The 15016-nt window shown below is 46.2% G+C and carries 12 protein-coding genes; 2 read left to right on the forward strand and 10 right to left on the reverse strand.

All coding sequences use genetic code 11. From position 1 onward, the window contains the following. Positions 1–26: 26 nt before the first annotated feature. The 8 genes from GC097_RS10065 to sppA form a co-directional block, all read right to left on the reverse strand. The gene (locus GC097_RS10065; protein ID WP_171683184.1) at positions 27–278 is read right to left on the reverse strand and encodes a hypothetical protein; all 252 of its coding nucleotides are present in this window, start codon (positions 276–278) and stop codon (positions 27–29) included. Positions 279–338: 60 nt separating this feature from the next. After that, on the reverse strand, positions 339–824 hold the full coding sequence (locus GC097_RS10070) for a GyrI-like domain-containing protein (protein ID WP_171683185.1): 486 nt from the start codon (positions 822–824) through the stop codon (positions 339–341). 399 nt (positions 825–1223) lie between these two features. Then, on the reverse strand, positions 1224–2027 hold the full coding sequence (locus GC097_RS34940; protein ID WP_171683186.1) for a helix-turn-helix transcriptional regulator: 804 nt from the start codon (positions 2025–2027) through the stop codon (positions 1224–1226). A 70-nt stretch (positions 2028–2097) separates the two neighbouring features. Next, positions 2098–2721 (reverse strand): response regulator transcription factor, encoded by a 624-nt coding sequence (locus GC097_RS10080; protein ID WP_171683187.1) that lies wholly within the window; start codon positions 2719–2721, stop codon positions 2098–2100. Positions 2722–2743: 22 nt separating this feature from the next. Then, positions 2744–3790, reverse strand: a complete 1047-nt coding sequence (locus GC097_RS10085; protein WP_171683188.1) for a sensor histidine kinase — start codon at positions 3788–3790, stop codon at positions 2744–2746. 322 nt (positions 3791–4112) lie between these two features. Next, positions 4113–4805 (reverse strand): HAD family hydrolase, encoded by a 693-nt coding sequence (locus GC097_RS10090; protein WP_171683189.1) that lies wholly within the window; start codon positions 4803–4805, stop codon positions 4113–4115. A 238-nt stretch (positions 4806–5043) separates the two neighbouring features. Beyond that, positions 5044–5511 (reverse strand): RDD family protein, encoded by a 468-nt coding sequence (locus GC097_RS10095; protein WP_171683190.1) that lies wholly within the window; start codon positions 5509–5511, stop codon positions 5044–5046. 13 nt (positions 5512–5524) lie between these two features. After that, complete coding sequence (gene sppA / locus GC097_RS10100) at positions 5525–6559, reverse strand: signal peptide peptidase SppA (protein ID WP_171683191.1); 1035 nt, start codon at positions 6557–6559, stop codon at positions 5525–5527. A gap of 136 nt (positions 6560–6695) precedes the next feature. On the opposite strand from sppA, the gene GC097_RS10105 reads away from it, so the two are divergent. Together GC097_RS10105 and GC097_RS10110 are read left to right on the forward strand one after the other, a co-directional pair. Beyond that, positions 6696–7973 carry an MFS transporter gene (locus tag GC097_RS10105; RefSeq protein ID WP_171683192.1) on the forward strand — a complete coding sequence of 426 codons (1278 nt, stop codon included), beginning with the start codon at positions 6696–6698 and terminating at the stop codon, positions 7971–7973. A gap of 166 nt (positions 7974–8139) precedes the next feature. Continuing rightward, positions 8140–8352 carry a hypothetical protein gene (locus GC097_RS10110; protein ID WP_171683193.1) on the forward strand — a complete coding sequence of 71 codons (213 nt, stop codon included), beginning with the start codon at positions 8140–8142 and terminating at the stop codon, positions 8350–8352. A 300-nt stretch (positions 8353–8652) separates the two neighbouring features. Here the strand turns inward: GC097_RS10110 and GC097_RS10115 are convergent, their stop codons facing one another. Both GC097_RS10115 and gltB read right to left on the reverse strand, forming a co-directional pair. Continuing rightward, positions 8653–10137, reverse strand: a complete 1485-nt coding sequence (locus GC097_RS10115) for a glutamate synthase subunit beta (RefSeq protein ID WP_171683194.1) — start codon at positions 10135–10137, stop codon at positions 8653–8655. A gap of 68 nt (positions 10138–10205) precedes the next feature. Beyond that, positions 10206–14798, reverse strand: a complete 4593-nt coding sequence (gene gltB, locus GC097_RS10120) for a glutamate synthase large subunit (RefSeq protein ID WP_171683195.1) — start codon at positions 14796–14798, stop codon at positions 10206–10208. Positions 14799–15016: the final 218 nt, after the last annotated feature.

The raw sequence follows: 15016 nt of genomic DNA on the forward strand, positions 1-15016 counted from the left end.
TTCTCTTCTCCTCGTATTGTTTAATTTTACAACGATGCTACAGAAACTCCGAGAGTAACTGTTCCAGCTAGAGCGATTGCTTTTCCAGTCGTCGCCCCGATTGCAACTGCAACAGGAATTGAAATTGGAGCACTTGCCGCAACTACAATACCTGTCCCTACGATAAGTGCAGCAGCACCAACCACTGCGAATGTTTCAGCCCAACCCCAACCAGCATCAATTAGGAGTGATTCTTCTGCGTTCAATGTTACAAATCTGCTCGAGTATACTAATTCCATCTATTTTCACCTCCTTCCAATTCCCTTAAATATAATCAAATTTCATCTGAAGCTTTTCTTTTATGGTAAGTTAGGATTCATGCCTATATAGATATCCATAATGTGTTCTTTACCTTCGTCTAGTTTTTCCTCTTCTGTGAGGTTAATATTATAGACTGCCGTAATCGGTTGGAAATTGTTTTGAGAAATAAAACTATTTAAGTTATTATATGCGTTCTCAATAAGACGAGGATCTCCTATATACCTTATATAAACGGCATTGACTAAGAGAAATAAAGGCTTAAAACTATAGTCCTTGGTTGAACGAATTTCTTTGTCTATCGCTACTAAAAATTCCATATCTATCACTTGCTCACCATTGATGATTTCTGCCCCAAAAGTGGCTGAAATAAGTGGGCCACATTTATTCGCCCCATTCTCAGTAATATAATTTATTAATTCAGACAAACGATATTGAACCTCTGATATTTTCTTTTTTTTTCTAAGACTCATTACTTTTTCAAAATTAAGGCTCTTATTTGTCTCAATACCCATTGTATTTTTCACATTACAAGTCCTTTCACCAAATTTCTTAATAATAGAATACTAAGAAGATAATGTACGTTAAATATCCCAAACAGGACATTCTCATTTGGTGCAGCAATTCTTGTAGCACCTGTAGTATCCGTAATTATTAATTTGCTGATAGATATTACCAATAATTAATGAAATACAGAAATTTCCCGATAAAAATCCCAAATTTAAAAATGTTAGATACAGTCAGTAATATAAACAATATTGCAATAATATTTCCTAACCATACATTTCTCTCAATGGAGTTTCTCATAAATTGCAGTATAAATATTGTATATTTAGCTAACATTTTTTCACCATCCCATAATTTTCATAAAATAAAACAATACCCAAGGAACACCCTTCAGGTATTGTCTCTATACAAATTAGCATCTATATCAAAAATTTCCGATAATACTGTCCTTTATCTCTAACTTGCGTTTTCGAATAGACTTTTTTTAGCATGTTTCGAACTGTACCTTCTGTAATGCCCATATTACATGCAATTTGCAAAACACTTTGATTACCCAGCCATGCATGAGCTACCTCTTTTTCTCTAGAAGTAAGTTTATATACCTCAAATTGTTTAGTTAATGATTCTTTTTTTACTTCCGGATCAGACAAGTTCAATTTTTCAGATATTGTATCAACTAATCTCTCAACCAAAACAGAAGCAAAACTAACCTCAATACCCTCCCTCATCGTCAAGTCTAAATATCCCACAATTTGATCGTTAACTTTAATCGGATGACAAATACAAGTCCAATCTGAGAACATCTGCAGACTATGATTCGCCCCTTCAACAACCGCAGCACAGCCCAGATGCATGGCTAAAGAAATGCCATTAATTCCAGCTGAATCAAGCGCAAATGAGCACCCAGGTACAATCTGTGACCGCTTTAGTGCATCCAGGATAGGCTCAGCGCCTTCAACGTGGATTACTATGCCATCTGTATTAGCCAATACAAAGAAATGAGTGGTAGGAACAACCCGTGAGAGGAATCCGATCTCCTCAAGAACAAGGGTTATAAAACTATCTTTTTCACTCATACTCCTTACTTTAGGCAATGCAACAATTGATACGTCAATTTCATAGTTTTCTACGAGGTGTCCAAGTTTGCTTTTTTCTATTACGGGCAGATCATTATAATGAATCCAGGTTTTGGGGTGTATGTTCAGCTCAGCAAAGACACTCACGAATCAAGCTCCTCTCCTGATAAAGCTCCTATGCTCCCAGTATATATCTTTCATAAAAATTCCATTAGTACTAAATTTTATAGAACCTGTTCTTTACTTTCTCAACTGCTTCCCTTGAGCTCCGCACATTCAATTTCTTCAGTATCCGGTTCACCTGGTTCTTAATTGTGCTCCCCGATTTAAACAATTTTCTCTCGATTTGCGTTTGCGTAAGTCCCTCCTCAATCAACTCGAATACTTCTTTTTCCGCATTCGTCAGTGACGCAAGCAACTCATTTTTCTTAAGTCTCATGTACTCATTCATTACTGTTTGAACTGGTGTTATTTCACACATTACCGCCCTTATCACACTCGGTAATTTCATGTAATCTGTTTTTGCAACGTAGCTTACAGCTCCAGCAGCCAATGAATGGATGATCAATTCCTTTTCGTTAAACGAAGTGAGCATAATAATCTTTGTTTCCATCATCATGCTTATTTCCAAAACAGCATCTATGCCTTCCAACTTCCCATCAGAGAGTTGGATGTCCATGAGAACAACATCGGGATTTACTTCTCTACATGACTGTAGAGCCTCTTCTTTATTGGTTGCCCTATATACACATTGCAAAACAGGCTCGCGTACCAAGTAGTTAGAGATACATGTTATCCATACCGGATCGTCTTCAACAATAAGTATTTTTAAATTATCCATTTCACCCCCCCCCCTCCAACCATTAAGCTGCGGGCAAACTTATCTTGATCGTAGCTCCATAACCTTGTTCACTAAAAATTTCAATTCTCCCTCCATGTTTCTGAATGACATTAAAGCAGTAAGACAGACCCAGCCCATAATTCTTACTGTTCAATTTCGTTGTATAAAATGGATCGAAAATGTGATCAAGATCATGTTTTGAAATACCTCCCCCGCTATCCTTCACCAAGATACAAACCTGACTTCTTGATTCAAGAGTTTCAATTCGAAGCAATCCACCAGCTTTCATTGCATCAACGGCGTTGACAATTAAATTGTTTATCACTTCTTTTACGTGAATTTGATCGCACTGGATATCTGGAGTCATTGCATAATGTTCCTCAACAGCAATATTAAATTTTTTAAAAAGAGATTCATTCGTAAGAACACATTCATGCAGAATGGCTGACACACTAACTTTATTCTTTATCAACTTAACATCCTGAATCTGGTGTTGAATGCGATCAATCATGCTTAACAAATGAGTGGTAGATGAGAGAATTTGAGATGCGTTACTGTCAATTTCATCGTCCCTTGAACCCATAGTTAGATATTTGATATTCTCAGCAAGAATGTTCACTTTTCCAACTTCATTTTTAATCGCATGGTTTAGAAAACTTGTTCCAGAAGTGACAGCTTTTAATGTACTATCAATTCTTCGTCTCTCAAACTTTAGTTGTACGCCAAAAAAATCGAATTTTATGATGAAAATAATAAACAGTACAAATAAGAAAAACATCATGATCGCATTCAATCTCCATACTTCATTAAATTGAAATAAGCGAAATATGTAATTGGATAGCAGTTGAAATAGTACGGGGGGCAGCGCAATTAAATTTGTAAGCAGTCTCCGTTTCTTTGAGAAAGGATTCGTTTCTTTTATATACGTAAATAACAAAAAACAGCTTCCGGCAATGATGTAGGGGGCCACCCATAGGATTGCAACTTTATAATTATGTGCGATTGCAGGAGTAAGAGGGGTTATAAAGAACATGAGGATGACAGGGCAAAACAAAGTAACTTTCAGCATTAGTTTTAACTTGTTTCCAAACAACTCTGAATAGCAGAGGCAAAATATCAAATAAGAATAAGGCAATCCATACGTGTTAGTGAACGATCCTATACTGTAGATGCGATAAAATGTCGCTTCAATACTCGAGCTCATTAGTCCATGATCGGATAGATAGGGCAAAAAGTTCTCGATCGCAGCTCGTGCGAAACCGCCAGTGCCTCCACAAAATGTAACCAAAGCCACCCAGCGCGTAGACTCATTATGCGGGTTGTTCACAATTAAGATAATTGTAATTAACCATAATACTATAAAGGTAAAGATCATCCTTAGCCGTGCCCCTTTATTTCAAATCTTCGGAGATTAATATAACCTTATGACGCAATTTAGCCATCCACTTCTTTTTATTATTCGAAACAATAAACGGATATTGAACATAATTCAACACGGGCAAGTCGTGCTTTGAGTCAGCAACTGCAATTGTCTTTAAAGGATCATATTCCATTGCGGCATTAATTTTAAAATCTTTCAGCTCATCCAGGTTAACCCTTAGCCCCGTCTCATGACTGTCTGCACGGAGACAAATATAGGGGACGTCAAAGTATTGCCCATACAGCCTTACGATAGGAGTAATGTTAGTTGAAAGTAAAGTCACATTGACGTTGTTCTCTTTAAGATAAAAAATCAAATCGTGCGTATAACGAATAAACCCCTGTTTGTACTTCGACTCGAATAACTCCACAGAGTTAGTCTCTATTTCGCATAACGAATACCGGTGAAACCTGCGGTAAAAGGCTCGTTGGAACCAGTCACGATGAATGAAATCCAGTAATAAATAAACCGGCCCCCAGCATATAGCAAAATAAATAAGCCAGCCTCGCCATAGCAGGATACTTTTGAATTCTTTTCGCTTCATCCACATATAAAGATCCGTTATTTTTGCCTTTGCCAGTGTATTATCAATATCGATTAAAGCTTCCTTAGCTCCATGTTCAATAGCACTCTGCATTGGGCCAAAGTCTGTTATGCTCTGCATAAGTAGGGCACCTCCATAGTTTTAGTCATATTGTAAACAGAAATTATGATTTCTGGTTTACAACAATTATACACATAGAAACTGTTGTTTTTTGTCGAAATTTGGAAAACAAACCAAAATATTAACTAAATTATGCTAAAAAAAGATCAATTCCCCATAAAAGGAACTGACCTTACGATGAAAACTCTAATAGAAGACCAAATGTTGACTGTGAATCATCCGTGCTAATCAATTCTGGTTATTTCTTCTTTACAACTCGCGTACCTGCCATTCGATCATGTAGAGCGCGCTTCTCTGAATCCATACCCGCTATGATATAACCAATTAAGAGAATAATTCCAGAAACGAATTTCCCAACGATTTCTCGAAGCAAAACGGCCCCCCATGAAAGTGGCTTTCCGTCATTGCGAACGACGCGAACACCGAGAATCATTTTCCCTAGCGTTTGGCCAAAATAAACGGTTAAAGTTACGTAGTAGATCAAGGCAATTACATACTCAATAATGCTCAAACTTGCAGGAGGCTTGAGAGGGCTTGTACCAGTCACAAGACTAAGGATGACAAAGACAGTTTGAAGTGCAATCGTATCAATCAACAAAGCGACGAAACGAATCCAAAAGCCCGCATAGCTTCGCTCCACATTTGTTCTCGTTTCTGAATTCGCATGTCCACTACTATCCTGAGTTACTACCCTATTTTGCACCATTCTTTCTCCCTCCTCATGGTTGAAATAAATATAACAAGCGTGGTCCTGTCGTAGAAGCTGCAGGCAACACTTGCTCCATCAGTTGTGCTGCAGGCGACTTTAGCTGTTGATTAAGCCCATTCAAAGCAGAAAACAAAGAAAACTTTGGCGCATACTTAACCACCTCAACATCTTCCAATCCTGTCTTTTGTTTCGCATATTCCGTCGCATCGTCCAACGTGCCAAACTCATCAATGAGCCCCAGTGCTTTAGCTTGCTGGCCTGAATATACACGACCATCTGCCGCCTTCAAAACGTCATCATGGGATAATTTGCGGCCTTTTTCAATAACCGATACGAATCGTTGGTAGCTTTCATCCACCAGAGATTGAAAAATATCCTTCTCCTTTTGTGTTAATTCACGAAGAGGACTTCCAATGTCTTTAAATTCTCCGCTTTTAATCGTATTTTGTTTATAGCCGAGTAATTCAGCAGTCTTCTCATAATTGGGCAACGAAAAGATAACACCTAGACTGCCTGTAAGCGTCGAGCGATTAGCGAAAATATAATCCGCTGGAGCGGATATATAATAACCTCCTGAAGCGGCAACAGCTCCCATGCTGATAACCACTGTTTTACCGGCTTGTTTCACACGCTCGATTTCCAAATGAATTTCATCCGAAGCCACCACTTCGCCTCCAGGACTATTAATTCGTATGACCACTGCCTTTACATTGGGGTCTTGGCTTACTTGCTCTAGTTGAGAAATGAATGCTCCAGAGCTAAAACTGCTTGAAAAACTGGATTTTTCAGCAATGATGCCTTCCACGTTTAATTGAACAATTTTATTTTTTCCATTCCCGGAAACAACTGTCTCATCCCATCTGCTCATTCCGCTTCCAAGTTCTTCATTCCAGGAACTAGCTTTAAACACCAGAATGATGATTAGAATAAAAAGAAGAATGCCCATAATTGTTAAAGCCCAACCTCTCTTGCCGATGAATACCACCTCACTTGCTAAAATAATAGAAAAGGCGCATTGTCTAGAAAAATGCTTGAAAAACACCATTCGATAACTATCATATAAGATGAACGAGTCTGATTCATATATCCCATATAGGATATAAACACTGCAGATAATCGAATTCGCACTTTAGGTATGCTAAGCTATAATCTACTCAATCTATCAAAGGAGACAGACTCTCATGCAAATTGAAGCTCCACTTCCTAAGAAGCCACGCATGCTGGACCAGTTCCTGCTTCCATTTATCAAATCGCGCTCCTTCCCTTATTTATGGCTCAGCCAGCTTATTTCCATGCTCGGAGGCTCTATTACAACCGTTATTTTACCAATGGTCGTTTACTCGCTCACAGGATCAACAACGATGATGGGCCTGGTCATGACTGCTTATATGCTGCCCTACGTCCTCATGCTCCCCCTGTCGGGATGGATTGTCGATCGTTATGATCGCGTAAGGATCATGATGCTTTCCGATATCGTCCGCTTCATCGTCATGCTGGCTATTGCGGTGCTTATTTTCTCGGACACGTTATCCGTCCAAATGTTGTTCGGGCTGGTGGCCATCTACGGCCTCATGGAAGGGCTCTTTCATCCTGCCTATTCCGCCGTACGTGCAACCGTGTTTACACCGGATATTCGCAATGCTGCCAATGCATTGACACAAATGAGCAATCAAGGGGTCAGGATTATCGGCCCCGTTCTGGGGGGACTGATCGTTTCCTCCATGTCCGCCAGTTATGGATTCGGCTTGGATGCGTTAACCTATCTACTCTCTTATCTGTGTCTGCTGTTATTAGTGAAAAAATCATTGTATGCCAAGCAAAATAAACCGGCCCCCTCACAAAGCAATCCATCCTTCTCGTGGAGGCGCGAGTTTCTAGAAGGCATCACGATCCTCAAAGGGCATCCTTGGTTATGGATCACCATCCTGGCCTTCTGTTTCAGTAATATCTGCTTTAGCGGCATTATCGTCATTCTTGTCCCTTGGCTGTTCAAAGTACATCTTGGGCTGGATCCGCTTATGTACGGGATAGGAATCACTTGCTCAGGGGCCGGGGCTATTGCGGCGGCATTTATTTTTGGGTCGAGGACTCAGTGGCAGCACCGTGGCCTATTTGCCTATGGCGCTGTGATTCTGAGTGGGGCCGCCCTGCTGGCGATGCCTTTTACAACGGAACCGATCCTGCTCTGGGCGCTCATGGCCGTCGAAGGGTTCGGACTCATGATCTTCGGTCTCATCTGGGAGACCAGCCTGCAGGAGCTTGTACCTCCGGAAGCGTTCGGACGGGTGGTCAGTTTGGATCTGTTGGGGTCCTTTGCCTTGCTACCGCTGAGCTACTTCCTAGTCGGCTGGATTGCCGATCAAATCGGAGGCGTGATCACCATCACGATATTTGCTTCGATCGGCTTGGCCATTGTCGGTAGTGTGCTGTGCGTTCCGGCCATTCGCCGGTTTCAGTAGAAAAAAGAGGCTTGCTCAGTTATCTGATAACTTTGAGCAGCCTCTTTTTTAGGTTTTCCTAATTAATAAATTGTACATATTGCAAAAATCTTTTTAGCATTACAGCAGCCTGTGCTCTTGTTGCGGGTTCCTTTGGAGAAAATAATGAGTCGCTCAGACCATTGATGTGATTGCTGTTACTGAAGATGAAATCAGTAAGGCTATTGCACTTAATCCGGAAGATCCGCAAGTCTTGCTCCTAAAATGTCAAATTGACTACGCCCGCGGCAACCGTACGGAGGCTTTTCATCAATTATCCGCTATCAAACAGAAATTTCCGTTTCACCGCGGTATTAATGAAGAATTTGATAAATGGTTTACATATAACAAATCAAGTTAAGAGGAATATATTGAAGCAGGAGCCCCTTTGGCTTTATTTTTGCGGGAACTCTGATCCTCTATTTTCCAAAAAAGCCCCTTTTCTGCACGCTGAAGAGAACTACGATCCCCTATTTTATGTAATATGGACAAAATGGTAGTTTCATAGTGCTTTTAAGACCCTGTAGTTCCGCCTACAGCCTAAAAACAGCACATTTAGCTCAAATAGCACCCTATAGTTCCCCTCCACGAACCATATACAATAAAAAGCTGCCCCTCCGTCATCTACGATGACTTCTGGGACAGCTTCTTTTCATAATTCCTATGGTAAATTCGACGATCCCATCAAATACCGGTCAACTTCGCGAGCCACGGCGCGTCCCTCATTGATCGCCCAAACGACAAGGCTTTGCCCGCGACGCATGTCGCCGGCGGCAAAGACGCCGTCCACGCTCGTCGCAAACTTGCCGTACTCCGCTTTCGCGTTCGAGCGCTCGTCTTTGGCGACGCCAAGCTGATCCAGCACCGTATTCTCCGGTCCTGTGAAACCCATCGCGATCAGCACCAGCTGCGCCGGATACACTTTCTCGCTGCCCAGCACTTCCACAGGGACGAATGCGCCTTTCTCATTCTTTTGCCACTCGATCAGCACCGTGTGCAGCTCCTTCAAGTTGCCGTGCTCATCCCCCACGAATTTCTTCGTGTTGATTAAATACTGACGGGGATCCTCGCCTTGAACGGCCGCTGCCTCTTGCTGGCCATAGTCTACTTTGAGGACCTTCGGCCACTCCGGCCATGGATTGTTAGCAGGCCGCGTTTCCGGTGACTTCGGCATGATCTCGAATTGCGTCACGCTTTTGCACTTGTGGCGCAAAGACGTGCCCACGCAGTCCGTCCCCGTATCGCCGCCTCCGATCACGATAACATCTTTGCCTTCGGCGGAGATAAACTCGCCGTCGGCATGCTCTGTATCCAGCAAGCTCTTCGTGTTCTTGCTGAGAAATTCCATCGCCAAGTGAATGCCGCCCAGCTCGCGACCTTCAATCGGAAGGTCACGGCCCTTGGTGGCTCCTCCGCACAGCACGATGGCATCAAACTCCTCTTGAAGCTTCTCAATCGGATAGTTCACGCCGACGTGAGCGCCGGTAATGAACGTGACGCCTTCCGCTTCAAGCAGATCTACACGGCGCTGGACGTACTTTTTGTCCAGCTTCATGTTCGGGATGCCGTACATAAGCAGTCCGCCCACGCGGTCCGCGCGCTCGAACACGGTAACCCAATGTCCGGCCTTGTTCAGCTGCGCTGCGGCCGCGATTCCGGACGGACCCGAGCCTACAACGGCAACTTTCTTCCCGGTGCGCGCTTCCGGCGGCTCCGGCTTAATCCAGCCTTCGGCAAAGCCTTTATCAATAATGGCTTTCTCAATGCTTTTGATCGTGACCGGCGTATCCTTGAGCCCCACTGTGCAGGAGCCTTCGCATGGCGCCGGGCAAACACGGCCCGTAAATTCGGGGAAATTGTTCGTTTTGTGCAGACGATCCAGCGCTTCCCGCCATTGTCCGCGATACACCAGATCATTCCATTCCGGAATGAGGTTATTGACCGGGCAGCCGGCGGCCATCCCGCTGATCAATGCCCCCGTGTGGCAAAACGGAATGCCGCAATCCATACATCTTGAGCCTTGCGTCTGCAATTTGTCATCCGACAGCGGCGTCGCAAACTCGTTCCAATGGCCAATTCGAACCAGCGGAGCGGCTTCGGCGGCCACTTCACGGCGATGCTCTATAAAACCGGTTGGTTTCCCCATGAACGTTTAGTCCCTCCTAAGAGTTTTGCTTCAGCAAAACTTACGTCGTAAGCCTCTGCTCTGATTCGTTAGTTTCCACCGACACGGGAAATGTCCCGCATGTTCGCCTCGAAAGCGACCATAATGGCTTCCTGCTGGCCCAATCCGGAGCGTTTCACCTTCTCGATGGCATCAAACATCCGTTTGTAGTCCTTCGGTATGACCTTCACGAACTTCCAAACGTATTCTTCCCAGTGCTGTATGACGCGGTGGGCAACGCTGCTATCCGTAAATGTGGCATGATGTTGAATCATCGTTTTCAGTTCGTTCATTTCAAATACTTCTTCAACATGCTCGAGATGAATCATCTCTTTGTTCACCTTATCGGCAAAGTCGCCTTTCTCATCGAGCACATAGGCAATCCCGCCTGACATCCCTGCGGCAAAGTTGCGGCCGGTCGATCCCAGAACAACGACACGACCGCCCGTCATATATTCACAACCATGGTCGCCTACGCCTTCGACAACGGCACGCACGCCGCTGTTTCTTACGCAGAAGCGTTCACCCGCAATGCCTCGAATGTAGGCATCTCCGTCGGTTGCGCCATAGAAAGCCGTATTTCCGATGATCACATTCTCTTCCGGGACAAAATAGGACCGGGTCGGCGGGAAAACGACCAACTTGCCGCCGGATAAGCCTTTACCCACGTAATCGTTGGCATCTCCTTCCAAAGAAAGCGTAATCCCCTTCGGCACGAAGGCGCCGAAGCTTTGACCGGCCGAGCCGTTAAAGTGAAGGCGAATCGTATCGTGAGGCAAGCCCTCCAAGCCATGACGGCGCGTAACCTCACTGCCGACAATCGTGCCGACAACACGGTTCGTGTTGGAGATCTCCAAAATCGCATGCACATGCTCCTTGCGTTCAATCGCAGGCTCACAAATGTCGAGCAGCCTCGTAACGTCCAGAGAGCGATCCAAACCGTGATCCTGCGCCATTTGGCAGAAGCGGCCAACGTCTTCGCCAACATTCGGCTGGTGCAGAAGCGGCGCCAAATCAACGCCTTTGGCTTTCCAATGGGCCACGGCTTGCTTGGATTCGAGCACATCCGTGCGGCCGACCATTTCCTCGATGGTGCGGAAGCCAAGCTCTGCCATCAGCTCGCGAACATCCTGCGCGATGAACGTCATGAAATTCACGACATGCTGCGGATCTCCGGCAAATTTCTTGCGAAGCTCCGGATTTTGCGTAGCAACTCCAACCGGACAAGTATCCAGATGGCACACGCGCATCATCACGCAGCCGATCGTAATAAGCGGAGTTGTCGCGAAGCCGAACTCCTCGGCGCCGAGCAGCGCAGCCACGACAACGTCGCGCCCTGTCATCAGCTTGCCGTCCGTTTCGACGGTGATACGGCTGCGCAGGTTGTTGAGCACGAGCGTCTGATGCGTCTCCGCCAGACCGAGCTCCCAAGGCAGTCCCGCGTGACGAATACTCGTCTGCGGCGACGCGCCCGTTCCTCCGTCGTAGCCGGAGATCAGGACAACATCCGCCTTCCCTTTGGCTACGCCGGCTGCGATGGTGCCAACGCCGACCTCCGACACCAGCTTAACGCTGATGCGTGCACGCGGGTTGGCATTCTTGAGATCGTGGATCAGCTCGGCGAGATCCTCGATCGAATAAATATCGTGATGCGGCGGCGGCGAAATCAAGCCTACGCCCGGCGTAACGCCACGAACCTCGGCAACCCAAGGGTACACCTTGGTGCCCGGGAGCTGGCCGCCCTCGCCGGGCTTCGCGCCCTGCGCCATCTTGATCTGAATCTCGTCGGCATTGACGAGATAATGGCTCGTGACGCCGAAGCGGCCCGACGCCACCTGCTTGATTGCGCTGCGGCGCAGGTCGCCGTTCGCATCCGGCGTGAAGCGCTCCGGATGCTCGCCGCCCTCGCCGGTGTTGCTCTTGCCGCCGATGCGGTTCATCGCAATCGCGATCGTCTCATGCGCTTCTTTGGAGATGGAACCGTAGGACATGGCTCCCGTCTTGAAGCGCCTGAAGATCGACTCGATCGGCTCCACCTCTTCGATCGGTACCCGCTGACGGTCTTCCTTGAACGTCAGCAGCCCGCGCAGCGCCATATATTTCTCATCTTCCCGCAGGATGAGCTTGGAGAAGTTCTTGTACATGGCGTAGTTATTCGTACGAACCGCCGATTGCAGGGCATGCACCGTTTCCGGTGTATACAGATGGTCTTCCCCATCCCGGCGCCACTGCAAGTCACCGCCGGTATCGAGCACCCTATCGCGCCCCTCCCGCTCGGAGAAAGCACGGTTGTGGCGAAGCAGCGCTTCCTTGGCCACAACATCGATGCCTATGCCGCCAACAGGCGTGTAGGTCCATGTAAAATACGTATCGACCAGCTCTTGACTGAGGCCGATCGCTTCGAAAATTTGCGCCCCGCGATAGCTTTGAATCGTGGAAATGCCCATTTTCGCCAGAACTTTTACGACGCCTTTCGTCACAGCCTTGATATAGTGATAAGTAGCTTTAACATGATCAACGCCGACAAGCTGGTTGCGTCGGATCATATCATCTAGCGTTTCCAAAGCCAGATACGGATTGATCGCGCCTGCGCCATAGCCAAGCAGTAAAGCAAAATGATGCACTTCACGCGGTTCGCCGGACTCGACAAGCAAGCTCACTTTGGTTCGTGTGCCTTGTCGAATCAGATGGTGGTGCAGCCCCGACGTCGCGAGCAGCGCTGGAATCGGCGCATGGCGGCTGTCCACGCCACGGTCTGAGAGTATGATCAGTGAAGCGCCATCTTGAATCGCTTGATCAGCCGCTGCGTACAGGGCTTGCATCGCACTTTCCAGTCCCGCCGTACCTAGCGCCGCTTCGAACAGCATAGGCAGCGTTACCGTTACAAAGCCTTCGCGCTGAATATGGCGCAGCTTCGCCAGCTCTTCATTCGTGATAAACGGCGTTTTCAAACGAATTTGGCGGCAGCTTGCCGGCTCAGGGCTAATGAGGTTACGCTCCGGTCCGATCGTTGTACCTTGCGCCGTAATAATTTCTTCGAAGTTCGCATCAATCGGGGGGTTGGTCACCTGCGCGAACAACTGCTTGAAGTAGTTATACAGTAGTTGAGGACGGTCTGACAGCACCGCCAGCGGTGCATCCGTCCCCATAGAGCCGATAGGATCTACCCCCGTTTTGGCCATAGGCTCAAGAATTTTTCGCAGCTGCTCGAATGTATAGCCGAACGCTTGCTGACGCTGCAAAACCGTATCATGATCGGAACCGAGCACGATCGGCGCGTCAGCTAAATCCTCCAATGAAACCAGATGCTCATTCAACCAATCGCGATAAGGCTGTTCGCCGGCGATGCCGTTCTTTATCTCTTCATCGGCTACAATGCGGCCTGCTACGGTATCCACAAGCAGCATACGCCCAGGTCTGAGGCGGTCTTTGTATAAAATGCGCTCAGGCTCGATATCCAGAACGCCGACTTCAGAAGCCAGTACGATCAAATCGTCCGTAGTTACATAGTAACGTGATGGGCGCAGGCCGTTGCGGTCAAGTATGGCGCCGATTTGACTGCCGTCCGTGAACGCAATCGCAGCCGGTCCGTCCCATGGCTCCATGAGTGTGCTGTGGTACTCGTAGAACGCTTTTTTGGCGTCATCCATCGTCTCATGCTTGGACCATGGTTCCGGTACCATCATCATCGCCGCATGCGGCAGCGAGCGTCCGGAAAGCATCAGGAATTCAAGGGTGTTGTCAAACATTTGCGAATCGGAGCCGTCGGTATCAATAATAGGAAGAATGCGTTTGAAGTCTTCGCCAAATAATTCAGAATCGCACATCGCCTGGCGCGCATACATCCAATTCACATTTCCGCGCAGCGTGTTGATCTCGCCGTTATGAATAAGATAGCGGTAGGGATGCGCACGCTCCCAGCTTGGGAATGTATTCGTACTGAAGCGGGAGTGCACCAGCGCGAGCGCAGACTCCACCTTATCGTCCTGCAATTCAACGTAATAGGCGTCGACCTGCTCAGGCGTCAACATGCCCTTATAAACGATCGTTCTGCTAGACAAGCTAGAATAGTAAAATTGCACACCACGAAGGGTCGATTTGATAGCGTTCTCAGATAATTTGCGTATGACATACAGCTTTCGTTCAAAATCGAGATTGCTCGCCAACCCCGCACTTTCTCCAATAAATACTTGACGTACGAAAGGTTCTGCCGATTTCGCGGTTTCTCCGAGTGAACGATTATCTGTTGGAACCGTTCGCCAACCTAAGAATTGTTGCCCCTCCTCGCCAACAATGCGTTCAATGATTTTCTCGCACGCTTGGCGCGCATCCAAATCCTGAGGCAAATAGACCATACCCACACCATAGTGCCCTGCTGCAGGAAGCTTGATATTCTCCTCCACACAAGCGGCTTGGAGATATGCATCCGGAATTTGCATCAAAATGCCCGCTCCGTCGCCTGTGTTCCGCTCACTGCCTTGACCACCGCGATGATCTAAATTGCAAAGTACACGAAGCGCTTGCTTGACGATTTCATGCGATTTCACACCTTTAATATTCGCTACAAAGCCAATACCGCAGGCATCACGCTCGAACTGAGGATCGTACAATCCTTGTTTGGGAGGTAACCCGTTTTTGATCATGTTGTGCAACCTTTCTTTTCTGGTTTTTGGACTCACTTTGTCCAATGTACGCTTTAAAGTATGAAATTGCCGAAACATAGCGACTCGTATTTCATCAAATATATTGAATAGTCCAAATTGATGAAATAGTCTCAATATTTTTTATATTATATTAACATCAGAAATAGTATAGTTCAATGAAAATGTAAAGGTTTTCATTTTAATATTTTTATAAGATA

The organism is Paenibacillus planticolens (genome assembly GCF_013141725.1).
GTDB lineage: Bacteria > Bacillota > Bacilli > Paenibacillales > NBRC-103111 > Paenibacillus_E > Paenibacillus_E planticolens.